22 protein-coding genes and 1 pseudogene are annotated in these 26,170 nt (G+C 47.6%); 11 read left to right on the top strand and 12 right to left on the bottom strand.

Features of this window, described 5'->3' with window-relative positions:
* Nucleotides 1-188: 188 nt before the first annotated feature.
* Nucleotides 189-965, bottom strand: a complete 777-nt coding sequence (locus JSQ80_RS22555; protein WP_206096765.1) for an arylamine N-acetyltransferase — start codon at nt 963-965, stop codon at nt 189-191.
* A gap of 612 nt (nt 966-1,577) precedes the next feature.
* Between JSQ80_RS22555 and JSQ80_RS22550 the strand changes: the two genes are divergently transcribed.
* Nucleotides 1,578-4,289: an endonuclease gene (locus JSQ80_RS22550; protein WP_206096764.1), complete on the top strand. Its 2,712-nt coding sequence runs from the start codon at nt 1,578-1,580 to the stop codon at nt 4,287-4,289.
* Between the two features lie 134 nt (nt 4,290-4,423).
* On the opposite strand, the gene JSQ80_RS22545 is transcribed toward JSQ80_RS22550, so the two are convergent.
* Nucleotides 4,424-5,038, bottom strand: coding sequence for a rhomboid family intramembrane serine protease (locus JSQ80_RS22545; protein WP_206096763.1), 615 nt, complete (start codon nt 5,036-5,038; stop codon nt 4,424-4,426).
* A 503-nt stretch (nt 5,039-5,541) separates the two neighbouring features.
* Entirely contained in the window at nt 5,542-6,996 is a 1,455-nt protein-coding gene (locus tag JSQ80_RS22540) for an alpha/beta hydrolase family protein (RefSeq protein WP_206096762.1), read from the bottom strand.
* 232 nt (nt 6,997-7,228) lie between these two features.
* On the opposite strand from JSQ80_RS22540, the gene JSQ80_RS22535 reads away from it, so the two are divergent.
* Complete coding sequence (locus JSQ80_RS22535; protein ID WP_206096761.1) at nt 7,229-7,387, top strand: hypothetical protein; 159 nt, start codon at nt 7,229-7,231, stop codon at nt 7,385-7,387.
* Between the two features lie 130 nt (nt 7,388-7,517).
* On the opposite strand, the gene JSQ80_RS22530 is transcribed toward JSQ80_RS22535, so the two are convergent.
* Nucleotides 7,518-8,435: a DMT family transporter gene (locus tag JSQ80_RS22530; protein ID WP_206096760.1), complete on the bottom strand. Its 918-nt coding sequence runs from the start codon at nt 8,433-8,435 to the stop codon at nt 7,518-7,520.
* 98 nt (nt 8,436-8,533) lie between these two features.
* On the opposite strand from JSQ80_RS22530, the gene JSQ80_RS22525 reads away from it, so the two are divergent.
* Nucleotides 8,534-9,925: an aminotransferase-like domain-containing protein gene (locus JSQ80_RS22525; protein ID WP_206096759.1), complete on the top strand. Its 1,392-nt coding sequence runs from the start codon at nt 8,534-8,536 to the stop codon at nt 9,923-9,925.
* A 28-nt stretch (nt 9,926-9,953) separates the two neighbouring features.
* On the opposite strand, the gene JSQ80_RS22520 is transcribed toward JSQ80_RS22525, so the two are convergent.
* Nucleotides 9,954-10,196: a hypothetical protein gene (locus tag JSQ80_RS22520; RefSeq protein WP_206096758.1), complete on the bottom strand. Its 243-nt coding sequence runs from the start codon at nt 10,194-10,196 to the stop codon at nt 9,954-9,956.
* 26 nt (nt 10,197-10,222) lie between these two features.
* Nucleotides 10,223-10,870 carry a histidine phosphatase family protein gene (locus tag JSQ80_RS22515; protein ID WP_206096757.1) on the bottom strand — a complete coding sequence of 216 codons (648 nt, stop codon included), beginning with the start codon at nt 10,868-10,870 and terminating at the stop codon, nt 10,223-10,225.
* A gap of 121 nt (nt 10,871-10,991) precedes the next feature.
* On the opposite strand from JSQ80_RS22515, the gene JSQ80_RS22510 reads away from it, so the two are divergent.
* The 3 genes and pseudogenes from JSQ80_RS22510 to JSQ80_RS22500 form a co-directional block, all read left to right on the top strand.
* Complete coding sequence (locus JSQ80_RS22510) at nt 10,992-11,903, top strand: LysR family transcriptional regulator (protein ID WP_206096756.1); 912 nt, start codon at nt 10,992-10,994, stop codon at nt 11,901-11,903.
* Nucleotides 11,904-11,990: 87 nt separating this feature from the next.
* Nucleotides 11,991-12,116, top strand: coding sequence for an NAD(P)-binding protein (locus JSQ80_RS22505; RefSeq protein WP_206096755.1), 126 nt, complete (start codon nt 11,991-11,993; stop codon nt 12,114-12,116).
* A 34-nt stretch (nt 12,117-12,150) separates the two neighbouring features.
* Nucleotides 12,151-12,447: pseudogene (locus tag JSQ80_RS22500) on the top strand (GMC oxidoreductase); the annotation flags it as partial.
* A gap of 218 nt (nt 12,448-12,665) precedes the next feature.
* Here the strand turns inward: JSQ80_RS22500 and JSQ80_RS22495 are convergent.
* From JSQ80_RS22495 to JSQ80_RS22485, 3 genes are all read right to left on the bottom strand, one after another.
* The gene (locus tag JSQ80_RS22495; protein ID WP_087432145.1) at nt 12,666-13,082 is read right to left on the bottom strand and encodes a DUF1259 domain-containing protein; all 417 of its coding nucleotides are present in this window, start codon (nt 13,080-13,082) and stop codon (nt 12,666-12,668) included.
* A 205-nt stretch (nt 13,083-13,287) separates the two neighbouring features.
* A complete protein-coding gene (locus JSQ80_RS22490; RefSeq protein ID WP_206096754.1) occupies nt 13,288-15,258 on the bottom strand; it encodes an AraC family transcriptional regulator in 1,971 nt (656 codons plus the stop codon).
* Between the two features lie 184 nt (nt 15,259-15,442).
* The gene (locus JSQ80_RS22485) at nt 15,443-15,796 is read right to left on the bottom strand and encodes an ABC transporter substrate-binding protein (protein ID WP_336245852.1); all 354 of its coding nucleotides are present in this window, start codon (nt 15,794-15,796) and stop codon (nt 15,443-15,445) included.
* A 356-nt stretch (nt 15,797-16,152) separates the two neighbouring features.
* Between JSQ80_RS22485 and JSQ80_RS22480 the strand changes: the two genes are divergently transcribed.
* From JSQ80_RS22480 to JSQ80_RS22460, 5 genes are read left to right on the top strand one after another with little or no spacing between them, the layout of a single operon-like run.
* The gene (locus tag JSQ80_RS22480; protein ID WP_206096752.1) at nt 16,153-16,734 is read left to right on the top strand and encodes a TetR/AcrR family transcriptional regulator; all 582 of its coding nucleotides are present in this window, start codon (nt 16,153-16,155) and stop codon (nt 16,732-16,734) included.
* Nucleotides 16,735-16,768: 34 nt separating this feature from the next.
* The gene (locus tag JSQ80_RS22475) at nt 16,769-17,593 is read left to right on the top strand and encodes a transporter substrate-binding domain-containing protein (protein WP_206096751.1); all 825 of its coding nucleotides are present in this window, start codon (nt 16,769-16,771) and stop codon (nt 17,591-17,593) included.
* Between the two features lie 27 nt (nt 17,594-17,620).
* Nucleotides 17,621-18,265, top strand: coding sequence for an amino acid ABC transporter permease (locus tag JSQ80_RS22470; RefSeq protein WP_206096750.1), 645 nt, complete (start codon nt 17,621-17,623; stop codon nt 18,263-18,265).
* Nucleotides 18,266-18,280: 15 nt separating this feature from the next.
* Nucleotides 18,281-19,039, top strand: coding sequence for an amino acid ABC transporter ATP-binding protein (locus JSQ80_RS22465; RefSeq protein ID WP_206096749.1), 759 nt, complete (start codon nt 18,281-18,283; stop codon nt 19,037-19,039).
* A gap of 27 nt (nt 19,040-19,066) precedes the next feature.
* On the top strand, nt 19,067-20,281 hold the full coding sequence (locus JSQ80_RS22460; protein WP_206096748.1) for a M24 family metallopeptidase: 1,215 nt from the start codon (nt 19,067-19,069) through the stop codon (nt 20,279-20,281).
* A gap of 264 nt (nt 20,282-20,545) precedes the next feature.
* Here JSQ80_RS22460 and JSQ80_RS22455 read toward each other — a convergent pair whose 3' ends face one another.
* The 3 genes from JSQ80_RS22455 to JSQ80_RS22445 all read right to left on the bottom strand — a co-directional run bounded on the left by JSQ80_RS22455 (nt 20,546) and on the right by JSQ80_RS22445 (nt 26,013).
* Nucleotides 20,546-22,183, bottom strand: coding sequence for a helix-turn-helix domain-containing protein (locus JSQ80_RS22455; RefSeq protein ID WP_240463765.1), 1,638 nt, complete (start codon nt 22,181-22,183; stop codon nt 20,546-20,548).
* Nucleotides 22,184-22,304: 121 nt separating this feature from the next.
* On the bottom strand, nt 22,305-24,305 hold the full coding sequence (locus tag JSQ80_RS22450) for an AraC family transcriptional regulator (RefSeq protein ID WP_206096746.1): 2,001 nt from the start codon (nt 24,303-24,305) through the stop codon (nt 22,305-22,307).
* Between the two features lie 316 nt (nt 24,306-24,621).
* Entirely contained in the window at nt 24,622-26,013 is a 1,392-nt protein-coding gene (locus JSQ80_RS22445) for a TraB/GumN family protein (protein ID WP_336245800.1), read from the bottom strand.
* Nucleotides 26,014-26,170: the final 157 nt, after the last annotated feature.

Raw genomic sequence — 26,170 nt, 5'->3', positions numbered from 1 at the left:
TGACACAAAAAAAGGTTAGACGACCAAATATAGATAATTCTTAGATACAATGCACCTCATATATATAGGGTTCAAACAGCCTTTATCCCGACTTTGGATGAAGGCTGTTTTTAATTCAAATGGTACAGAGAATGATTTATACTTCAATCATGCCTAATCTTTCAATCTTTCCCGTTACGCAGCCTTCCTCAGTGCTTCCTATACTTCTGGAATATGTCAAGAGCTTCCTTAAACAACCCATAATCCATATGGAACCGCTCGGTTATCCAATATTCCAACTCTTCTGAACTCAGTTCTTGTTCACTTTTATGGGCAGGAAAGTATTGTTTTAAAGTATAGTTGGTTAATGAAGTAGGGATATTCTCGACATGTCCGAAAATCATGATCTCTTTAAGCGCAAAAGAAGAATTCCATTGGTTAGAACTCTTTATGATGGGCAGCATCTCTTCCATAAGGACTGGGTTCGTATTCAGGGTTTTGCTCGGACCTGGATTTCGGATGATCTTGATGCTATCTGTTGAGACGATATATTCGAACGTTTCCCTGTTGTCGATGGCGACGAACGATTCATACAGCGGATAGGCTTGATACAACGGAGCGCCAAAACCAAGATCGACATAATAAGGCCTATCTAAATCTACGCGCAAACACAAATGGCCAGGGTCCATATACAAATAATGAACATCAAAGCCCAACTGCTTCAGCAGCCAATAACAGCCTCTCGATATCGTCCAGCAAGTGCCGCCATACCCGTAATTCATGATGCGGTCAAAATAGGTTTCAATCGGCGGCATAAAATCGCCAGTTGCGTAACCGCGCTCATAGTCCAATATTTTCGTCAGGTTTTCCCATCTAACCTTTACTTGATGACTTTGAATCAGATCATTCAAAAAGCCAATATCATTTTCGCGTTTTGGCACGTCTAGGAAGTGGAGAAAGCTGTCAACGATTTCATTTGAATTCATGTAAATCGCTCCCCTAGGTTATTTTGAAATATAAAGAAGTTTACTTCGAGTTCACTTCATGGTGCAAAAAACGAGTTATCTTGCCAGAATATGTTACATTCAATTTGTGCATGGCTCGGGTGCACGCAATACAGCAAGCTTTGGTCTAACTCCGTCTGATAGGCTGATGCATCGGCAAACGGCACAATGACTTGGTCAAACTCCAAACCTTTCGCCATATGCGCAGAGGTTACGATAATCCCGTCACGGAATTCATCACTGTTGAAGTCTACACATAGCAGCCAGCGTTCTTAGTGCTAATACTCATTTTTCGAATCACCCCGGATTATAGTTATCTGTCTGTTATTGAAACTGCAGCGAATATAATCAATATAGGACATGTCGGTGTAAGTATCCAGCACTCATGGTGGAGATGTGCAGAATTCAACTTGAAGACTCCCGGTTCCAGCGGAAGGGATTATTATTTTATTTTGCATATAAAATTATGGAAATTGGAATCAATAAACTGGAGAAAGAAATCACATTAGGAAGGTGTTAACCCATGAACCAAGATGAAGCAATAGTGTGCATGCTGCGGGCTGCTCAGCCAGAGCATCAAGGAGGAGAGCACAGTTGATTTTACCGGACAAACCAATCTCTCTCATTGGCGATCAATATGCGTTGCCCAACGTGTCTCCGCTGGCGCCTGACGATTTCCGCGATTTAGTGAAACGCAGAGCGGCTTCCATCTTGCATATATCGCCTAATGAACATGAATGGGAAAACAATGAAGAATTGAGAAGAGAAACGGAAAATTTGATTCTCGAAAAAATCATTAGGGAGAATAATTTGCTCCCGATTGAATTTCTGAGTAAAGGGTTGGAAATGGCGAAAGCCGTATGCCGGTTTGTAACGCCATCCGGAGTCGGCACCGGTTTTATGATTGGCAAGGGAATGGTGATGACGAACCATCACGTTCTGGAAGATGCCGATACGGCTGAGAATAGCTTCGTCGAATTCGATTATGAAGAAAATAAACAAGCCATCGAGGTGAAATTAAAACCAGCCGAGTTGTTTATAACTTCTCCATTTGAGGAATTGGACTTTACGATTGTAGCATGCGAGACGACCGGAATCGAGCAGGTAACGCCGATCAAACTGTTACGAAACCCTACGACCATCACTCGCGGCGAATATGTTAATATTATTCAACATCCAAGAGGCAGAAAAAAAGAAGTCGCCCTGCAGGATAACACGGTAATCTATGTATACGACAAAGTGATTCATTACTCGACAGATACCGAAAGAGGATCGTCCGGTTCCGCCGTATTCAACAACGATTGGCAATTAGTGGCGCTGCACCATGCCGGATTCGCCAAAGAAGGCTCAACCGTGAACGAAGGAATCCGTATCTCCGCGATTGTAAGTAAATTGATATCGTTGGCTGTCGCCGGAGATGAAGGTGCTGCCCGAGTGGTACGAACGCTGGAGGATACATCTCCATACTTGGGCTTTTACGATGTAAAAGGTCTTGTTGACACACCAAGAGACGCTGCTGAAATCGAGGTTCCGACCTTCAAAGGCGATAAGCGCTTTGCCGACATTGGCTTTTGGAATATAGAGCACTTTAACAATGCCGTGAACGAGCAGAGAATCAATGATGTCGCCAAAGTAATCTACGATTTATCCATGGACGCATTGGGCTTGGTCGAAGTTGAGAAAGGCGCTTTGCAGCGGCTAATGGTTGCTCTTGAAGAAGAGCATGGCGCGAAGATGGATTATGTTTATTTGGAAACGCAAGGCGCGCAAGATTTGGCGGTTGTCTTCGATACCTCTACGACGAAAGTGGAGCTTCGGAGCGACATAAACCAAAAATATAGCAGCCTGCTTCGTTCGACGATTGAGAATCGGCCCGCTTTTCCCAATCAAAGGGAACCGCTTTTTGCCATGTGCACCATCAAAGAGGAAGGACAAAACGTACAGTTTTTGATGATTGTTTGTCACCTTAAAGCTATGCGCGATGAGCGCAGCCAAAAACAACGAAAGCTTGCAGCCCAAGTTCTGTCGGTTATTATTGAGGATTTGAAACAAGATCGGGTCTTCAAAAATCTTCCCATTGTCCTGGGCGGAGATCTGAATGACGATGCAGACAGCGACTCACTGTCACATCTTATGAATTCTCGGTCCCTTGTCACGCTAACCCGGGATGATGCAGCTGCCGGCCATATTTCGTATTTGAAAGAACCGTGGCATTCCTTGATCGATCATATCGTCGTCAGCAAAGACATGAAAGTTCATGTGGGCGCGATCGAAGACGATGATGCGGCCATCGTCAGGCTTGATCGGAGCTTGCAACATTTCGTGAGAAACATTTCCGATCATGCGCCACTTGTCCTGCGGGTCATTTATAAAGATGGCAATGAAGAAGAAACGGAACGTATCAATTTCCCGGTTCAATACTTGGATGAAAGCACGCTGGAACGTACTTTGCTCAGACTGCAGTTGAATCGCGGCAATTTGGAGCTTGAACGGCCCTACTATAATGAAGACAAAGACAGGGTGGCGATGGTTGATTATTATCGCTCCGTCAATCTTCAAGCAAGTAATGGTTCGGAGCTCTATCAAACTCTCCACCGTTTACTGCTTAATACGCATACCACGATATTATCGTATCGCCGAAGTCGATCAGAGCTGTATTCATGGATCGATTTGCGGGAAAACGGAGCGCTCCGAAGCCTTTATTCAGGCAAAGATCTGGATGCGGAGCGATTAATTCGGGAGGACCATCGATTCGAACAGCAGAAGACAAAATTATTTACATCCTTGTCCCGCTCCGAATTCGTGGACGAAGAAGAGCTGCTGCACATGCTTGAAGAAAGATTCCAGTTTAACATCGAGCATGTTGTTCCTCAATCCTGGTTCAACAGGCTAAGCCCCATGGTCGGAGACTTGCACCATTTGTTCGTCTGCGAATCGGAATGCAACAGCTTTCGCGGGAACATCCCCTACTATGACTTTGCCGATTACAATCCGGAAGCGTATACGGAAACGATACGAACCAAGTGCGGAAAAAGAGGCGGAAGTAGTAAATTTGAACCTGAAAGCAGTAAAGGAGAAGCGGCAAGAGCCGTCTTGTATTTCCTGCTTCGTTATCCGGGAAAAATCAAGAACGACATGGTGAGCAAGGTAAACTGGGAGCTGCTGTTGACTTGGCATCATGCTCATCCCGTAACGCTGCATGAGAAACACCGCAACCAAGCCATCTATGAAGCGCAAGGTAACCGCAACCCGCTGATTGATTTCCCGGAATGCGCGGATAACATCAACTTCTCGTTGGGGTTATAAAATGGGACAAGCCGTAACTGCTGCCGCTCTGTTTCTTTATAGTGAGACGAGCGGCTCGTTTATAAAAACGAAAAAATCGCGAGCTTGGCAATGGAGACCGCCCCGTAAGCGACGAAATGGATATGCCCGCATTTTTATCGTTTCCGGTTCCAATTTCCTACAATCTTTTCTTTGTTTAACGCAATCAGGCTGAATAAAGCTCCCCCCACAAAACCGCCAACGTGTCCGCTTATGCTTGTTCCTGCTATCGTAAATGTCGTTATCCAAGCGATAATCGTCCATGCAAGAACTACTATTTTCAAACGCTTGCTCATGACATGCTTGACGAACACGAAAAGATAGATAAATATGGCCATCATTCCAAAACCAATCCCTGATGCACCCACAACCCCCTCAGCAGAATCAAATATATAAACAATAACTGAGGTTGATAAAATAGAAGTAATGATAAACAGCACATATCTTATTTTTCCTAATGCTATTTCTAAAGGCGGCCCCATAATCAGAAAGAAAAAATGGTTGGAGAGATAATGCTGTAGTCCATTATGTACAAATGCGTACGAAACAAACCTCCAAGGCTCAAATTCATTCGTATTGATGCCGAGTAGACTTTTTAACACTCTACTTTCATATATGAAATCTAATAATATGGATATTACAAGGACACATGTGTTTATCGCAATTAAGTAGAACGTAACCGGATAATTCGAGGTATATTCCTTCAACGATTTTCCATAGTTTACTTCCACCTAACCCCCCCTTTCTTGAATATAAACTTCCTGTTTTTACGATGCAATCAGCGCTTTGCATGCATGGACACCCGCTCCAAATGCAAATGTACATTTGTTTTGACCTATCACTCTCTATTTAGGGTGCTGGACTGCAAAAGTGCATTTCACCCTGGCACAATCTAACAAATAATGGTAAATGAATCGATTTCAACTGTACATTTGCAGTTCAAAGGACGAAATAGCCGGGATTTCGCAAAAATAACTGCACATTTGCAGCTCACACGCTCTCTTCTCATAGCTGTACTAACCTGTCAGATAATCTTTGAACAATTTTCCAATCACCACACTCTAATGCAGCTATTTATAAATTACAATAGGCAATCCTGTTTATTCTAAATAAAAACGAGAAAAATGCGGAGTGTTGCAAAGCTTGGCGAGATATAGCACTGATAGTTCGGCCGTATTGAAAATGAACCCGGACCGATTCCATTTGCTGAATCAGTCCGGGCTCGGTATGTTGCTTACAATCGCTTCTTCGTATACACCTTATCGAACGTTACCTCCGGGAATTCAGGCGAGGCCCCATCCAGAAGCGGCTGCTGTTCCCCTTTTAAATATCGATCGAAAAATGCTCTTACATATGTCCTCGTAATATCGACATTATGCACAGGGTCCATATTTTCAGCAAAAATAGACGGTGACATAAGCGCTATATCCGTAAAGCTTTGGTGAAAAAATTTATCAACCGTCAAATAGTACGTATCGCTTTGGCTCTTCTTCATGACGGAGTCCAGATCTCCGGCAAATTCCTCATAGAACACTTTATCCTTTTTGGTCGCTGCCGGATTCAAGCTCTCGGCTGTGATGCCGGACATGATATACATAAACGGTTGCTGCAAAGCGGCATGAGCGACATTCCCCCAGAATCCGCCCTCTAGACTGACGCCAGCTTTGAAACGCACGTCCGTGGCCAAAGTCTCAGCCGTCGTTGCGCCGCCGTAGGAATGGCCGAATATTCCGACCCGCTCCAGATCCAATTTGCCTTCGAACAAGCGGTTCGGGTCCTGTTTATTCCACTCCGTGAGCGTGTCCAACACGAACCTGGCATCCGCCGCGCGAATGCCGACCCCGACAATGTTGCTCTCATACACCTCCGCCGGCGTCGACGTCGGCACTTCCGGACCCGCCTGATAGACAGCAGTCCGGCCATCAGGAAAGGAGACCTTCGCGGACGTGTAAGGATGATCGATGCCCGCTACAATATAACCATGACTAACCAATTCCTCTATAGCGGTCATGCTCTGGAAACGAGTGGACCGGACCCCGGGAGAGAACAGCAGCACTGGATAGCTTGCTTCAGCCGCTGACAGCTCTGCTCCTTGGACCGCATGCGTTGGAATCGTGGTTACATGACTGAACAATTGCTTAGGTATGCCGAACACGAGGCTAATGGCTTCCCCCAGCTCCGACGGGTAATGCTCTCTAGGCTTCTGCTTGGCCATGCCGGGATCGACAGGATACCAGACATTAACCATTAACTCCCGCTTGTCCCCTTGCTGGGCAGTCAGTGTTTCTTCCCGAGTCTCATCCGTCAATTGCCGGGATATCGTGCCAATCGCATATTTGCCTGTCGGCTCAGGCATTGAAAATGCAGGGAGCAAATGAGTCATATAGATTGATGCAAAAGCGACGGCCAACACCAATATGGATAAAACCCCTTTTTTGAATCGCGATTGGATACGAGCTTGACTCTGAGGCTTGACCAGTCTTCGGACTAAAACGATAAAGAGCGACAACGTCACCACGTATGCCGGCACCATCTGAATGCGGAAATGATCAATCAATCCGTGCAGAAGTACGACGAATGCCAGCAACGTTAACAAAGCTGCATCTAGACGCCTTTCTCTTTTTCCAAAGATCATGACTCCTGCGGCAGCCAAGCTCATCAGAATCACAATAATCTCTAACGTTCTCATGTTGCAGGTCCTCCTCTTGAGCCCAGTCCTCTAATTGAAGGACGGTTAGTTATGATACATAGAGGATAAAGCCTGTAGTACACTACAATGTCAAGCGTGAAATTTATAAATTGCAGATGATGGGGGATGAAGTTTTTCCTTGCTTATTTCACGCCAGTGCACGGATTCGCCGAGATGTCCGGTATAATTTCCCGGCCTTTCGGAAATCTAACAGTAAGGAGCGTGGATGAGAATGGATAGCAAAAAGCAGAAACACAAGGAAGAACCAACGATTGCGCCTAGTATGAATGGGCACGATCCGCTCGAAGAAAAGGCAACCGGGAAAGATATCGAACAAGGCGAGTATACGGAAGTGACTCGCCTATTCCTCGACCGCACACCGGAGGACTAGGAAATTCCGTATATAAGAATAAGGCTGGAGCCGCGCTGTATTTCGCTCTAACTTGGCAAGAGCGCGATCCAATCAGCGCGGCACACCGGTGCGATTCCCTTGTTGCCTTATTGATGCCTCGTTATCTCCGTCATTCCTGAATGCCCTCGATATATGCCTTTTTCACTGCAGGCCTCCGTGATTTCGTATTTACGAACACAATGCCCAGAATCGTCGCAACTGCGCCTGCTGCCGTGAACGAGGATACGGCTTCGTTATACAGGATCTTTCCCATCACCATCGCAATTACCGGTGAGATATAGAGCCAAGTCGAGGGAAAGAGCGGGTTCGTTTTGGCTACGAGCCAATAAAAAATGGTATGGCCCACCATGGAACCCATCACGATTAAATACAAAAGGGAACCGATTGCTTCGGGAGTAAGCATCGAATCCATATGAACACGTTCCGTAAACATGGATAGGACAATCAGCATGGCACCCCCATACATCATTTGAGCCGCATTTAAAGCAACGGGCGAAGTATCTGCAAAGCGTTGGATGACTTTTTTTGAATACAAGGCCCCGGCGGAATAAAATAATTGCCCGATCAAAATCGCCATACACCCCAGCAACCAAAACATGCCCGCCTTAATCGATACCTGAGGCAAGACCAATAGAATCACTCCCGCAAAACCGATCAAGCACCCAAACATCGCTTTGCCCGCTACCCGTTCGCGGAGGACGGCCGCCTGCAGCAGCAGAATCATAATCGGCCCCGTCGCCGAAAGTATCGCTGCCGTCCCTGAATTTACGTATTGCTCCGCCCAATACAGCATCGCAAACGTTCCAAAGGTGAGGCCAATGCCTGTGAGCCACATCTCCTTATGCAATAGCAAAGATACGCTCGCTCTCTTTTTCCAGACCATCCAAATAAAGAGCAGCAGACCTGCCAGAACGAATCGGACGCCGGCCGAGAAAAAGGGAGGGGCCCCCGCGTCAACCCCTATCTTAATCGCCAAAAAAGTTGTTCCAAATACCATGCACATTATCACATAATTCACGATGACCATTGTAACGCCTCCTTGTCATCATTATAATAAGGCGATAATAGAACAGTTGGGTTGGAACAGAACAGTTTTGGCCAGTTATAGGAAAGGGGCATCCGGCTATGGATAAGTGTAAACAAGTATACGAATACATCTGGAATCGCGTCCAGCGCGGAGAATGGCAAGAGCATGATAAGCTCCCCTCCGTGCGCATGCTCGCAGAGGAGCTTAATGTCCACCGTTTGACCGTATTTAAAGCCTATCAACAACTTAAGGACGAGAAGAAAGTGTATGTAAAAGATAAATCCGGTTATTATGTTCATCCCGGCATGACGATGCCATTCGATGATCTGGATTATCCAATCGTGTCGTCCTACGTGCAGAAGAGTCACCTGTCGGAGATTCATCGGGTGCCGGCTGCCTATCAGTTTTCCTATTCGCTGATAGACCCCAATCTTTTGCCGAATCGCTACTTCTCCGAATACGCCAAAGAGATATTCGATCGGTATCCCAAGGTGCTCAGCACCTATTCGACCATTCAAGGAGATGAGGAGCTGCGGGAGACGCTTTCCCGTTTTTTCACGAATAAGCTCCAGTTTCATCTATCTGCGGATGACATCTTGATTACATCGGGCTCCCAACAAGCCATCGATATACTCGCGCGCATGCTTGTGCAGCCAATGGATGCCGTGTTACTGGAGCGGCCGACCTATAGCGCCGCGATTGATATTTTCAGGCAGCAGGGCGCACAGATTATTCCTGTCGACATACACCCATACGGCTATGATTTGGAACAGGTTGAATCGTATATGAAGCAATTCAAGCCGCGTTTCTTTTATCTCAATCCAACCTTCCACAATCCAACGGGGTACACCGTTCCGGCAGAACAGCGGAAACAACTGGTGGAGCTTGCCGAGCGGTATCGCTGTTTTCTCTTGGAGGATGACCCGTTCCGTGATATCTATTTTGACCGGGAGCCTCCTCCGCCTCTGTTTGCGTATGGTACGGAAGGCTATGTCGTATATATCCGCAGCTTCAGCAAATACGTTGCGCCCGGATTGCGGATCGCAGCTGTCTGCTCTCAGCCTTCGTTGATGAAACATCTCTTTACAGTCAAGTCGCTGGCGGATAATGGCACCCCGTTGCTCAACCAGAAGATTTTCCTGCATTACTTCATGTCCAAGCGCCTGCAGCAGCATATTAAAAAGCTCCGGATCGCGTTAAACGTTCGCAAATCGATTATGGAAGAGGAGCTCTCTGGCACCAACTGGACATGGGACAGCCCCGCCGGGGGACTTAACCTCTGGGTCAAATTGCCGGCTTCCATTTCCATGGATATGCTTCTTGCCAAGAGCATCGAGCAATCGATCTCGTTTGTCCCCGGCTCCATCTGCGACCCGTCCAAAGAGGCAAAATCATGGATTCGCTTAAGCTACTCCTACATCAATGAACACCAGCTAAGCGCCGGGATGAAGAAGCTGATTCGCTTGTCGGAGCAACTCGATCCGCCATAGCTAAGCTTAAATAAAACTGCCGTTTGAATTACTTCACCGCATCAGCAATGGCTCGGAAGGCAATCATCGTTTCGTGCTCATTAGCCAGAAAGTCTGGATCGGTGCTTGTCTTGACGATGACGACACCTTCTTTCTGATTCACATAAATATAATGGCCCCAAATACCGATGGCACTGAACTCCGAACCATCACTGCCGAGCGTTGCGTTCAAAAAGCCCATCACTAACTGATTGCCATGCAAATCCGTACCGAAGAAGGCGTCCGAATCCATCCCAAGCCCCCCTCATTCAGAATCGATCACTTGCCCGACCATGCTCTTACCTCCGCCATCTGATAATGAGACGTATCCCCGTACATTTCAATCGATGGAACATTCTCCTTCACTGAAATTCTGCTAAGACTAGTCGATTCAATATCCGGTAAGGTTGAAAGTTCATTTAATTCTTTATTTCCATAATAGCCCATGATTGTCTTTAAGGTTAATCTGTGAGTAACAATCAGCACCTTTTGTCCCTTATGTTCTGATAAGATGCTGTCTATGGCGGGTATTACTCTGTTTATCAACTCTGTATATGTTTCTCCTGAACCTGTTGGCTTGTACAAATGAGGCTGATTGAAAAAATCAAAGTACTCTTGAGCGTAATGCTTCTGTATGAAGTCGATACACTGTCCCTCCCACAGTCCCATATTTATTTCCTTTAACTCATCGATGGGCTTGATCGTTACATGGTTACTCCCTGCTGCAATCTGAGCTGTTCTCAATGCCCGCAGGCTGGAGCTTGAATATACGGCATCGAAATGGATTGGCTTTAATCTCTGTTGCAACCATTCTGCTTGAAGAACTCCTAAGCTTGTAAGCGGCGAATCCTTATGTCCCTGCATTCTCTGCTCTACATTCCACTCCGTCTGTCCATGTCTGGTCAAATATAAAATAGTCTCAGTCATCGTGTTGCCCTCCATATTTACACAAGTTATTGTCTAAAGTATACTATTGAAAAATATATAATAATAATATATTTTAAACGGAATCTATAATTAAAAATTATATAAAAGGGAGTGCCCCTTTATGAATTTACATGCTCTCAAAATATTTTACACGGTTGCAGTGACGGGAAGCGTTACCCAAGCAGCGAGCAAACTTAACATAAGCCAACCGGCCATTACTGCCCAGATCAAGAAATTCGAGAAAGAATTAAATGTTGTCTTGTTCGAGCCCAAAGGAAGGGGAGTAGCCCTTACTTCTGTTGGACAAAAACTAATAAATCCGGCGAAAAGATTATTTACTGTGGAAAATCAAATCGAGTCTATCATTGAGGATTATCGAAATCATAAAAATGGTAAATTACGTGTGGTTGGAACGTATTTGGCAACGAGCATTCTTATTCCCAGATGGGCCGCCAAATTCAAAACGAATCATGCAGAAATCGAGGTAACGATTACAACAGCTAATTCAAAGGACGTTCTTGATCAACTGGTGAATTATGCTGCAGATATCGCCATATGTGGAGGTGAACCAGCATTTTATCCGGAAGAAGTCGAATGGGAGGAGCTCAGCAAAGACGAAGTTTGGTTTGTGGTGGCCCCTGGCCACAAGTATGCGAATCAGCATATCACCTTTAATCAAATGATGACGGAGCCTTTTATTATGAGGGAGGAAGGAAGCGCGACTAGAGAAAGGTTATTCGCACTGTGTAAGACTAACATGGTTGAACCCCCTCAAGTAGCCCTTCAATTTAGCGGACTAACCGAGACGATTCATGCGGTAGCTTCCGGTTACGGAGCAAGCTTCATCTCATCTTTGGCAGCCTGTGAATTTGTTGAGCGAGGAGAGCTTGCCAAAGTTTATGTCGATGAGCTGGTCCCCATCAACACGATTGCATTATGTACGCGTAAACACGAAAAACCCGAACCCTTTGTGAAAGAGTTCCTAACCATCATTCGTGAAAACCTTTCCCGAAACGGCGCATTGTCCTTTTAGAGCGAATCGAAAAGGACGATGAAATAGGCACACCGGACAGATCAAAGTAATATCCTACAGTAGTCTATTTTAAAAAGGAGAGCTTGGATGAAAAGGGAATTAACCTTTGATTACATTGTTATTGGCACAGGTCCGGCAGGTGCCGTCATCGCAAAGACTCTTACGGATAATAAAAATACGTCTGTGCTTGTTCTGGAGGCGGGTGATAAATAACGATAAAGATGAACCGATTAGGGATTCTGTTTCAACGCTTGATGTTATCGATGACGACTTAAAGCTAGAGAAGTTTATTCAGGACAATTTCGATCATAATCATCACCAACAAAGCTTTCTCCGGATGGCCCCATTAAATAAAGGCGGAGTCGTCGATCGCTTAGGAAAGGTACACGGGGTGAAAGATTTAATCGTTGCCGATGCTCCGATCATTCCATTTACGGTAGACGGCAACACTTCAGCCGCTGCGTTCCTCATTGGTTATACGATTGCCAGGCAATTACGAAAAAAAGCCCCTCGCTTGCGAAGCATGGAATCGGAAGAAGAATGATTCGGTTGCGGAGCAGGCATGTTGGGACGTCTAACTTCCATCTATTCCCTTTATGTAATTGACATCCTGGTTCAAAGCATTGGTAGATGCAGGGGTCCCCACAAAGTAATTGGAATAAGCTGCAAAAGCTTGCTTTACTTCGTGGGGAATGCCTCAACATGGTTAAGCTTTCGCAAAACCGTTTTTCCTACCAAGCACCCCTTCGTTTAGGGTTATGGTTAGCCCAAGAAGGCAATGGACGCTTTCGTTTTCCTGGCAAATGCGATTGGGTTGTCAATGGACTCCCAGTGAATGTACATTAATCGAGGTCTCTCATTCAGCCAGTGATTGTGAAGGGCCGTTACCGTGATACCATTTCTTTGCAAATTGCGAATTAATCGGTTAGCCTGGTTTTGAAATACCGCGGTTTCACCTAAGCAGAGCGCGCGTCCCTGCGTATCAAGGGATTCGAATGAGAAAAGTTGATGACCAACCAAAGGTGAAGTTGTGCGTCTTCCTAAAATGGTCGCATTCACTCTTCTGGCCCGGTTGACAAAACAAACGGGTCCTGGAACAACTTGATGTTCCCCACCTAAAATCGCGGCAAATTGGTTGCATAATCTTTGGAATCGCTGGCTTACTTTAACATTCGCCATGATAAACCTCCTCTTGGTTTTGAGACATTGTATTATCGACTAGAGGAAGGTGTTTATGTGAATGCCCAGGAACACTGATTTTTCGGTTTTTTCCCCTTTCAACCGGAGTGAGGAGAAGCTGTCTGCCAGGCTGAAGCCCGCAAATGTTGCCGTACGAGTATATGTGTGCTCGTCCTTGCTAACGCAGCTTCAAGTATGGCCGCCTTTAATGCTGCCCCGCCAGCCAAGCCGCGATTTCCTCCGTTTGCGACAGCACGGCAATCGGATCAAAGTACCAGGAACGCTCCTCTTTCCATACGTACACACGATTGTTTTTGACCGCATCAAGCGTAGCCCAGATCGGGTCGGCTTTAATATCTTCCAAGGTGCGGTCGTTAGACGTCAGGATGATATAGTCGCCGGCATATTGCGGCAATAACTCATTGGACAACTCGGCCCACTGCTTTTCCAAAATTTCCGCCGCAATATGGGCAGGCGGTTTGAAGCCCAGCGCCTGGTATACAGCCTGTCCCCCCCGTCCGAAATTGTCGCCGTACACATAGGTTGCCTTGCTCGTCAGCTCAAAGATCGAAAACGTCGCGTCGGACGGTACTGCTGTGCGCGCGCTTTCCCGTGCGGCGGCAATACGGCGGTCGTATTCGGCCAGCCAGGCTTCCGCTTCCTTTTCTTTACCCAGCAGCTTGCCGAAGTAGGTCAACTCTTCATGCGCGTTCTTCAATTCGCCATAGGGAATAGAAACAGTAGGAGCGATTTGGGATAATTGCTCATATCTGCTCTTATCGGGTGTCACCCCGGTCACGATCAGATCCGGCTGCAAATCGAGCACCTTCTCCAAATTGCCATTCTCATCGCCAATATCCGCCACATTTTGAAGGGCTTCGGCGAAATACGGGTTTTTCCGGTGCAATCCGGGCGTTCCGATCGGAGTAATGCCGAGCGCAATCAAGCTGCCTAAATACTGATCCGCAACAATGCGCTGGGGATGAACCGGGATTTTTACATCACCGTTCATCGTCGATACCACTTTGGTTTGCAGGTTATCGGAATTTTGGCCGTTATTCGCTTGGGCCGGACTCAGTGGCGCCGACACTGAACCTGCCGGCCCTTGGTTCCCTCCAGCAGCCGCGCCCGTGCTTGAAGCGCCGCCAGAGCATGCGCTGAGCAGCAAAGCCAAACAAAGAAATAATGTTGCTGCAGCGGTTGATTTGGATTGTCTGTACATCGGTATATCTCCCACCCTCTTATATTGATAACGATTATCATCATCAATATAACGCTGAAACCTTCGGCCAGCAATGGAGGATCCAATAGAGTTGGAGGGACTATCTTCTCCTGTGCGCCGCCTCGATTCCCTGATTCTAAAGCGGTCAGGCGATACTCCCCTGTACTTTTTGAATAGACGGCTAAAATAATAAGGATCCCTATACCCCACGCCTTCAGCAATTTCACGCAAGGTCGCATCCGTTTCCACCAGCAAGCTTGCCGCCCTGTCGATCCGTATCTGAATCAAATAATCGATCGGGCTGTATCCCGTTCTTTTTTTGAACAAAGCCGATAAATGCGGCACACTGTAGTTGAGGCTTTCTGCAAGCGACTCCAACGTGATCGTTTCCGAATAATGCTCCTGAATGTACAAGATCGCTTGAGCAGCAAGATCCGGCTCTTTCATCTCAATCCCTTGTCCATAAAGCTGCTGCAAAATAGTATGGACGAATTGATAAAACAACGATTTCACCTGGAATCGCTCCAGGGAGCCTGACTTTCTCCACTCTCGATCCATTGCCTTCACTTTGTAAAAAAGTGAAATCGGTTGGTGCGGCGAAAAACGGTATTGCATATGAAACGGACTGCTTCTCTCCAATACGTTCATCACTTCCTGACGACTTGGAAGCGGAATCGATGCTTTATAAAAAATCATATAGTATTCAAATTCTTCTTCGATCAGGAAAATGTCCAGATGAGCCCCCTTGCCGCTATGCATCACTTGACATCGCTCTATGATATATTCCGTGCCGTCGAGCTGCACATGTGCGCCGCCGCGCGTCGCGAGCAGGAACATACTGGCCGGCAGCCGGTAAGAATGCAGGGCTTCACCCGTTCTCATCAGCGTATGGCGCACATCCATCACCTTGATGGAAGCATGATTCCACAGCAATATATGGTCATTCTCGATCATCGTGTCCAGTCAACCCTCTCCGCTTCAATTCCAGCTGTTTCAATAACCATTATAGATGATAATAATTCTCAATGACAACCAAGAGCGCGGGAACGGCGAAAAATCTTGGAGGGCAAGGGAAATGCAAGAAGCGGTCGTTATCGCAGGCCTTTTACGGCACCATGTTATTTTTGTGGCAACCTATTTACTTTCCCGGGAATAATTCCGGATGAATAAACGCCGCTACCTTTTCATAAAGATCGGCGAGTTGAAGACTGCCTCGAATTGCATTTGTATAGTCGGCCATCATAACATTCCCTGTTTTTATGGCATCGACATTTTTCAACTTTTCGTTCGCAAGCAGCTTGTCCTTTATGACTTCGTTATCGGGTTCCTGAAATTGCGTGAGAATGATTTTTTCCGGATTGGCGGCAATGATTGCCTCCATTGACAGCTCAACGTATCCGTCCTCGGACAATTGCATATACTCTCCGCCTGCTCCCTCGATCATCTCATCAATGATGCACCAGGAAGGCGGATAGTAATCATAGTTTTCAATTTACCGCCTTTTCATCAGGGCGGTTTTCTTTTGGTCAAAAATCAACATTAAGATTTAGCATCCTCTATCGAATAATATCCAACTTCCAGCGCTTCCTCTGTTGTTGTCAGTTGACCGCCCGGCATCTCCCAGCCTCTGCGATGGCCCTTTGATCAATAAGATTTCATTGCGTTCATTTAAGATAATGGCTGCTGCAGATTGTCCAACGCCATAATGATTTTGCTTGACACGAGGTTAACTTTTAAATATAGTATTCCCATCGGAATTAATATTAACTGACTCGTCAGTTAAGTGGAGAGGGGCGATGGGAGCTGCCTGCCATACCAAAACAAGATCAGGATCGTCGTCAGCAACTGATGGACGCCGCGCTAAATATAATTGCCTGCAAAGGATATCACAGCACCAAAATTTCCGATGTGGTCAAAGCCGCAGGAGTATCGCAAGGAACGTTCTACTGGTATTTCCAAAGCAAAGAGCAGCTTGTGCTGAAGTTAATCGAAGACGGCAAGGAGAAGCTGATTAAGGTGATTGCGCAAGGCTACCGCAAACACACAGGCACGATTGACGATATGGTAAGCTCGTCCGCTCGACTGCTCACAGATTTGTTCCTATTCGCCGACCGGAACCGAAGTCTGATGGCTCTGCTGCTCATTAAAGGCCAAGGCGCCGACCCGCCGGTTCGGGAAGCCGTCTCGCAAACCTGGATTGCGTTCGAAGAAGCGTTCAAAAGCAATATTCAGCGGGCTATGGAGCTGGAGATGCTGCCCCGTACGAACGATCTGGCGCTTCGTGCCAACATTCTTGTCTGTTTAATTACCGGCGTGCTGTCCAAATGGTTGTTCGGACCGATGCACGAGGTTGATTATAAGTCAGTCTATTCGCCATCGGAAATAGCTGAAGAAACCGCCAAGTTCGAATTCCGGGGGTTACTCGGATAATCCACTAAAATAGATCCCTTAGGAGGAAACCAACATGTCAGTCAAATTCAAAAAATTCATGAAAGCTGCTTCACTGCTAACTGTTTTAGCCATTGCGCTCGTTGGATGCGGAAGCAAGCCAGCACCGGATGCGAACGCCGCCAACTCGCTTGAGCAAATCAAGAAAGCCGGAAAAATCAGAGTCGGGCTAATGGGCACCTATGCCCCATACAACTTCCTGAACGACAAGCGCGAAGTCGACGGCTTCGATGCGGATGTCGCTAAAGCAGTGGCGAAGCGTTTGGGTGTGGAAGTGGAATTCATCACCGGCGAATTCTCCGGGCTGATCGAAGGGCTGCAGAAGGATAAATACGATGCGCTTGTAAGCCAAGTAACGATTACGGAGGATCGCAAGCAAAAGATGGATTTCTCGACGCCTTACGTGAAAAACGCCGTGAATGTCCTCGTCAAAAGCGACAATACGACGATCGAGAAACTTGAAGATTTCAAAGACAAAAAGATTGGCGTCGGGCTCGGCACGAACGATGAGAAATATTTGCGTGACGTCGCGATGCCGGAAGTCGGCACGTTCGAAATCGCCACGTATAACGATGTCATCACGTCCCTGCAAGATTTGAACGTCGGCCGCATCGATGCGACCATTAATAACGTATTCGCCATCAAGCCTCTAATCGAGAAAAATCACTTCGCCGTCAAGGCGGTCGGAGATCCGATTAAAGAGGATTTCGCCGGAATCGCGATCCGCCAAAACAATCCGGAGCTGCTCGATGCAATCAATAAAGCGCTCGCCGAGATGAAATCCGACGGCACATTTAAAGAGATTTTCCAAAAATGGTTTGGCGTGGATCCGAACTTTTAATCCATACGAACCGGGAGGGTACAGGAAATGGAACTCGTTACACAAAACTTACAATTTCTATTGACGGGCGCGTATTACACACTCTTGATCACCATCGTTTCCATGTTCTTCGGACTCCTCATCGGGATGATCGTCGCCATTGCCCGCTTGAAAGGAAATTGGTTCGTCCGTAATTTGGCCAAAGGTTACGTTTCCATCGTTCGGGGAACACCAATCCTGGTGCAAATCTTCATTATTTATTACGGACTGCCCGATTTCGGGATTACGCTTGGGCCGCTCACTGCGGCCTTTATTTCACTTAGCGTCAACATCAGCGCATACTTGTCCGAAACCTTCCGCGGCGCGATATTATCCGTATCCAATGGGCAGACGGAAGCCGCTCTATCCCTAGGATTGACGCCGTGGCAGACGATGCGGCGGGTCGTGCTGCCGCAGGCGGCCCGCGTGGCGATTCCGCCGCTCGGCAATACGTTTATCGGGATGCTGAAGGAGACGTCGCTCGTGTCCGTCGTTACCGTTACCGAGCTGCTGCGCTCCGCGCAACTGCTAATTGCGCAGTATTATATCGCCATGCCTTTTTATGTGGCCATTGCGCTCATGTATTGGATTATGAGCGTGTTCTTCTCTTCGATTCTGAACCGTATCGAAACGCGGTTGTCAAAAGCATATTAAGGGCGTGTGAATGACATGATTGAGGTAAACAAACTTGGCAAGAGCTTCGGCGATCTGGTCGTGTTCCGCGATATCGATCTGCATATTCGTTCCGGAGAAATCGTGGTCTTGGTCGGACCGAGCGGTTCCGGCAAAAGCACGCTGCTGCGCTGCTTGAACGGTCTGGAGGCGCCTGACGAAGGGTCGATCCGGGTGGGCGATGCAACATGGAACGCCTCGATGGGCGCACCAGCTAAGAAGGAGGCGGTACGGCACATCCGGACGTTAACCGGCATGGTGTTCCAGTCTTTTAATCTGTTTCCGCATATGACCGCCTTGGAGAACGTCATTATGGCTCCCACGATTGTAAAAAAGATGAGCAAAGCGCAGGCGGTCGAAACCGGAGAGTCTCTGCTCGCAAAAGTGGGGCTGTTAAACAAAAAGAATGAATATCCTTCCCGGCTGTCCGGCGGCCAGCAGCAGCGGGTAGCCATTGCCCGGGCTCTCGCCATGCAGCCGCAAATGATGCTGTTCGACGAGCCAACATCCGCACTGGACCCCGAATTGACGGGAGAAGTGCTGTCGGTCATGAAGCAGCTTGCCACGGAAGGTATGACGATGATCGTCGTCACCCACGAGATGAAGTTTGCGCGGGAAGTGGCGAATCGGGTTATTTTTATGAGCGACGGAAAAATTCAGGAAGAAGGTTCGCCTGACCGATTTTTCGTTCAGCCGCAGACGGAGCGGGCCCGCAAGTTTTTGCGGCAGCTCGCGAGCGAACCGGAAACGGAATAACGAGAAAGATTCGAAGGAGTTGACAGTGTGGTTCACGGCAAAGCAGAGCATTTGAAGAATGTCGCGGAGCGGGCGCGAGCGATCATGGAGAAGGAAAATGTAGAAGTTCTTGTGGCATCGAGCTGCGAAAATTTCTACTACTTGTCCGGCCACCCCAGCACGTTCATGTATACATTGCGCATGAGCGAAGTTGCGCTGGCTGTTATGTTTCGCGACCCGACCCGCCGCACAGTCATCATTATGAATGAGTTTGAGGCCGCGGGCGTACAGGAAGATTTGCCTCAATGCGAGCTGCGAACGTATCCGACCTGGGTCGACGTAGACGATCCGCTTGGGCTGCGCGGCGCCAAGTACGAGGGGCGGCGGCCTGTAAACCATCAAGTGCAGGGGATGTTCGGGCTCCTCCGGCAGGTGCTGGCTGAACACGGAATTAGCAGCGGCAAGGCGGCTGTGGAGCTGAGCTCGATGCGATATCCGGCCGTGAATGCGTTGCGCGAAGCTATACCGGGTCTTGAGCTGACGGAAGCGAGCGCGTTACTGACCGAGCTGCGCGCACGCAAGACGCCTTGGGAAATCGAGCAGTTGCGCAAGAGCTGCGCTTACGCCGAAATTGGCATCACCGAAACGATAAAGGGAATCCGGACTGGCAGCTCGGCCGCCGAGATTGCCGACCATTTCCGGCGCGCTTTGCTGACCCATGCGGACGGATCGTCATCCCGCTTCCACATGATTTCCGTCGGCGCGCATTTCGCCCCTGCGCATATTTTCGATACGCGTCCGGGACAGCCGGGCGACTTGATCAAATTCGATGTCGGCGTCGATGTGGCCGGTTACGGTTCGGACATTGCCCGCACCTTCGTGCTCGGCTCTCCTTCGGACACGGTGAAGCGCATATACGGCGCGCTGCGGGCCGGACACGATCGGCTGCTGGAGCTAATCGAACCAGGCCTGCCGATGAAGCGCGCGTTCGATGAAGTGATGGCTTTGATCCGCCGCTCGGGACTCCCGAATTACAATCGGGGCCATCTGGGGCACAGCGCAGGACTGAGTCTCGCGGCCGAGGAAGCTCCGTTCCTGAGTCCATCGGAGGATACCGTCTTTCTCCCGGGCATGGTCATCTGCCTGGAAACACCGTACTACGGCTACGGTATCGGCTCGATCATGATCGAGGATATGGTGTTAATCACGGACAATGGCTGCGAGCGGCTGAACAAGCTGTCCCGGGATCTGATTTCGCTGTAGCTCCCCTGCTGCCGCTGACCAATAATCTCTGCAAGAAGCTCAGAAAGACGGCTTACAGCTGTCCTTCTGACCTTTTGCGGAGCCTCTCTCAACCTCCATTAGCTGAAGGCTAGTAGATTTCGATTTCCGGAAATCCGTAAGTGGCATCATTGGCTCGTGAATTGCGAAATTTCATCTGCAAGCCAAAAGCCTTGGTAATATCCCGGAGCGGATAATAGGTTTGACTATCTCTTGAACATCTCAGAGATTTGGTCGCTTCTTGACTTACGGAGATATCACCTTAGGGAATTCATCCAGCAGCATGCCGCTCGTCATCATGTCATTATAATTCCATTTGTCCTCCATAAAATGAACGTTGCCGTTCTTTACTGCAGGGAGTGATTTCCACAATGGAGACTTCACTAATTCGTCAAATGACTTCTTAGCCCCTTTATCGCCCGTGTACAGTACAAAAAGATGATCTCCGATCAGTGTTTCGTGCATGGCTTCCTCAGCCACCTCAATATAGGGACCGCTATTGGGCTCTAACGTCTTCACCTTCGCATCCATCGCGAACCCGGCAGGCTGATAAAGCAGTTCAGCAAGTCCACCTGTCTTCATCACATACATCGAGCGATTCCAAAAATACTGAAGTATAACGGCCGTCTCACCATCGGCTATCTTACCGCTGTCCCGCAAATTGTTCCACATCGCTTCAGCCTTGTGATTGTAGTTCGCTAGCAGTTGTTCTGCTTCCGTTTTCTTCCCCACTATATCCGCAATGACGGGAAAGCGCTCCTTCATAGGCAAAGCCCCGTCGAACACGACGACCGGAGAAATCTTGGACGCTTCCTCATATTCCTTGTCTAAAATATAGGATAGCATGGTCAAGTCTGGATCCAGGGAAAGAACGGTTTCCATATTCGTTGGATAGCCGATATCCTCTGCTGGTGTATGCTCCTTATCCTTGTATACCGAACCTTCAATAAACCGACGATCAATCCCGACCGGTTGTATGCCAAGTGCCAGCAAATCGCCGATCGGATTGCCTTGCAATACGATGCGCTGCGGATTCTTCGGGATGTCTATCTCATGCCCTCCACTATCCTTGTATAATCTCGTTGCAGTTAAAGAGCTTGTCTGATCGTCTGCCGATTGGGAGCTGCTTGCAGTTGGCGCCGGCAATGTCTCTCCCCCACTCACAGCACTTCCTTGTGTTGGTGTCGCCCCACTGGAGCAGGCGCTCAGCAATAAAGCCAAGCACAGGAATGCCGTCGCCGCCATTGTTAATTTGGTCCGTCTATGCATTGGTAGATCTCCTTCTTTATAGTATTGATAATGATTCTCACACACATCCATACTATATCGCTGAGGACTTCGCTTCACAATGGAGGTTCTGAACCTGCTGAATGGACGATCCGGAGCCTTTTTCATATTCAACATAGAATCCCTATATTTCCCTGGGGATAGCCCCGCATGCTTCTTGAAAATCCGGATGAAGTAATACAAGTCTGTGTATCCTACTCGTTCCGCAATTTCCTGCAGCGTCGCATTCGTATTCAGCAGCAAATTCTGCGCATGTTCCATCCTAACCTGAATCAAGTAAGCAATTGGGCTTTGTCCCATTTGCCGTTTGAATTTTCTGGAAAAATAATGAACGTTGTAGTTCAACGCTTGAGCAATCGAATCCAATGATAACGATTCAGGGAACTTATCATGTATATAACGTATAGCTTGTGTAATCAGATCCGGCTTCACGGTTGTAATGCCTTGCCTATCCATTTGCCATAGCAGCTCGTATACAAATTGGAGGAATAACGCACGAACATGCAGCTGCTCCCCAAGCTCCATCATGACATGGCGGACGTCAAGCACATGAATCGACGCGTGGTTCCATAGCCAGATATGTTCATTGACGTTCAACGCATCATCTCCTCTCTCGCCTCCGAATTTCAATTCCCCATGCATTCTTCTCCTGCGATATGCCAGAAATGCGTGAAGGGCACCTGCACAAGACAGATGCCCTACTCTCGATATCCGATTGTTATTTAGCCTTAGCAGTTTCCAGCAAACTGTTCACAATGTAATCTAGCTGCTTATCTAGTGAATAAATGTCATTATAGTAGGACAGTCCGAAGCTTATGTCGATAAGTCGGCCTTCCTTCACAGCCAGCATGCTGTTCCAAATTTTATTGTCGGAAAGATCCTCCATTCCTTCATACGCGGAGCGGAATATGTAATCTCCGGAAAATCCATGCAATACTTCCATAGAGGCAGGAAGCAGAGTCGCTGGTTTCTCACCGTTCTTGTCTATTTCCTTCTGAACAATTGCCGGAGCCTTCATCCCCAAGTATTCATATATTATCTGTGACCCACGACCATATTGCTTGCTGGAGATGACACCCATGTTGCCCGCGCCGCCTTCCATAATGGATACCGTCTTGTCCAATATGCCGGCTTCCTTCAGCTTCTGCTTACTCTGTACCACCTTTGCGTAGAAGTTGTCCAGCAAAGCCTGTGACTGCCCGCCTTCCTTGCCCAAGGCTTCTCCGAGCTTCTTCAAGCGTTCTTCTAAAGACATTTGCTCATAGGGCAAATAAACCGTAGGTGCAATCTGATTGAGCATTGCATAGGTTTCTTCGGAAGGAACGATAATTAAGTCTGGGTTAAGCGCAAGCACTGCCTCGGGACTTGGCTGGAACCATTCACCCAATGATTGAATGCCTGCCAATTCACTTTCAAATGCTGCCCCTTTATACACGTCTGAGATACCCACAGGATCCACGCCAAAAGCAAGCACATCACCAAGCAAATATAAGACGACAACCCGCTTCGGATTAACCGGCACTTCTACATCGCCTTTGACGGTGGACACAATTTTGGTTTTGGGCTGTTCTGCTGTCCCTGTTGATTGCTTGTTATCTGCGTTGCCGGCAACTGGTGTATCCGAAGTGTGATTCGATGCTGCTTGTTTGGACTGTGCGCTTCCGTTCAAGGATGTGCTCCCTGTCGTTCCTGTCGAGCAAGCGCTAAGCAATAGAGTAAGGCAGAGCAATAGAGTGACCGCCACAGAAGATGTTCGACTGTCATGCATAGATAGGTTTCCCCCTGATTTATAGTGATAATGATTCTCATATTCACTATAATAGCGGCTTGTCTGCTGCACAATGTTATATCGAGCCACAGCCGATGGCACATTCGGACATGACTTTCCTCTGTTCTCCGTGCGATAACGGATTGGCGCGACTCCCACGTGTTTTTTGAACATTTTCGCAAAATAATAGCTGTCTGAATACCCGACGCTTTCTGCGATCTCCTGCAAGTTCGCTCCTGTTGAAAGGAGCAATTCCCTCGCCTTGTCCATGCGAATCTGAATGACGTAATCCACGGGGCTGCTGCCAGTATGCTGCTTGAACAACCTGGATAGATGGCGCGGACTGCTGTCCAGCATTGCTGCAAGCTTCTCCATCGTAATGAGGTCAGCATAATGCCTATGCACATATTGGATTGCTTGTGCCACCACATCAGCCTTTCGTGTCGGTATATGCTGGCTGTGAATTTGCCATAGCAGCTCGTATACAAATTGATGGAACAGCGCCTTCACGTGGAACTGTTCCAGCTCCCCGTTCTCCTCCCACTCCTTATGCATGAGCTGTACACTGCGCAGCAATGAAATAGGATGACCCGGCGCAAATCCATACTGGATAAGAAACGGATTGCTTCGCTCCAGCATCTTGCCGAATCTCTGGTGGACATGAGGAGAAATTGACGCTTTATAGTATAGAAGATAGTATTCGAAAGCCTCTTCCGTCGGAAAAATGTCTACGCAGCAGCCTTTTCCGCCATGTACGATATAAAATGGGTTGGCCTGGTGCATCACGTCATCCAACTGTATGTTCGCGCTGCCGTTCACGGTATAAAAGAAACTGCTGGCTGGCAATGGATATGAGCGAAGTTCCTCGTTTGCTCTCATTGTGATATGACGAATATCCATCACCTTAATGGATGCCTGATTCCACAGTACAAGTTGTTCGCGTAACCGCATTATGTTCAATCAACTCCTCGGCAGTCTTGATCCGCCAGTACATCAATGGGCAACCATTTTTATTATAGTTGATAATAGTTATCATTATCAACAAGTATCGGCGCTATCTCCCGCTCATCATCTTCGGGCCAGGCATCGATCAGCACCAATCCAGCAACTTCATCATGATACGTATGGGCGAACAACCGAGCGTCTCACTCACGATCTTGCTTGGCATGCGGCATTCGTTCCTTTCTGTGCGTTGTGCGAAGCAAAAAGGCTAACCCTGCGTCATTGTTCATAACGTGCGGATTAGCCCTCTCATGGCCGTATTCTTTTATTTTACGAACTCAACGTCGTAGCCTTTCGCTTTTAACTGATCGATAATCATATCTTTGATAACGAAGTGCCCTGCTCCGACGACAACAAAGTGGGTGGAAGAACCTTCTTTATCCAATAGTTCCATCAGCTTCTTCGTCATATTTTTGTCCCGTTCCCCGAACAATCTTTGGGCTGAATCGCTCTTCACCATTTCCTCCGAACCCGTGAAGGATTGAGTGAATTGGTCCAGTTCAGCTTTGGTCCATAGCTGCTGCCATTGCTTAAACTGCTCAAGCGCATCATCAGGCTTTCCTGTCGGCGTCAGGATCTGATCCAACGCATCGTTTAATTCTTTTTCTTGAACTGTAATCGGCACATTGTTGAAGAGGTCAGCTTGGAACTTGAGTCCTTCTAACTCATGAATCGGCTTTCCAGTTAACAATGCCGAACTCGTAAAGTACATATCGACGCCTAATGCTGCTGCCTGAGCCATTTCTTCAGAAGAGCCTGTCATATTGGACAGCACGAGATTGTTCGAGATTGCCCAAGGCTTGAAAGCGTCAAAGGTATCCAAAGGCAATTTCAGTTGCTCCAGAACCTTATGCAGCTTTTCGTATGTTTCTGTAGAAACATGATCTTTCAATGCCGTGCCGTCGCTGTACGCCATCGACTCAAGAAAATACACCATATCTTTGTTGCCTTGCAAATTCACTTCTACCCACAATGCATCGGACTGTTGAAATGCGTCTCTTACATTTTTTTGCATTGGATACATATCAGGAATACCCAAGTGAATCGCACCTAACAAGTAGAGCGTATTTTGCCCTTTCGTTGCTTTCCAGAAAAGCCCCTTTGCTCCGCCTCCAACAGCGTCATATGTGTATTCAACAAGACGACTTGCGATTACAGCCGCTTGCTCCACGGTGCTCGGCTTATCAAGCTCAAGCCCTTTGTCCGTTCCGTTGACAATGCCTTTCTTCTGCAAGAACGCGATTGGCTCGTACTTATCCATTTCTAGCGATTCAGGCAATTCATACTGGGCCAACACGCCGTACACAGCATTCACTACCGTTTCTCTCGTAATTTCCTTTGTTCCCGTCGGTACAACGGCATTCCTTTTTTTCTTTAATTCGAGCGCATCCAATTTGGCTGAAGTAGCTTCAATTAAAGCTTCAAACTTGTCTTGTGTAATCGGCTGCTGAAAAGTTCCGTCATAGTACCACGCAAGCGGGAAAATGCCGTACTTCTCCCCTTCATTCAGAACTTTCATCGACCACGGACTAATCTGCGGAACGGCGGCAGGCACTTCATTCGCTTGTGCCGGTATGACGAATCCGAGCATAGCGATCAAGGCAACTAACCCGCTGGCCACGCTGCGCTTAAGCATATTCCATCTGCTAGCTTTCACCAATATTCCCCTCTCAATAGAATCTATGTATAACAACAAACCCCAATGATTATATCTATATATCTTCTAAAAGACAAGATTATCCTGAATTCAGAATAAGTTTGAAATGCGAGTTATAAGTCAAAGGAGCGAACTTGAAGTTCGCTCCTCAGCTTGT

It is taken from the genome of Paenibacillus apiarius, assembly GCF_017052585.1.
In the GTDB taxonomy this organism is placed as follows: Bacteria; Bacillota; Bacilli; order Paenibacillales; family Paenibacillaceae; genus Paenibacillus_B; species Paenibacillus_B apiarius.
This window is presented reverse-complemented; position numbering and strand designations above follow the sequence as displayed.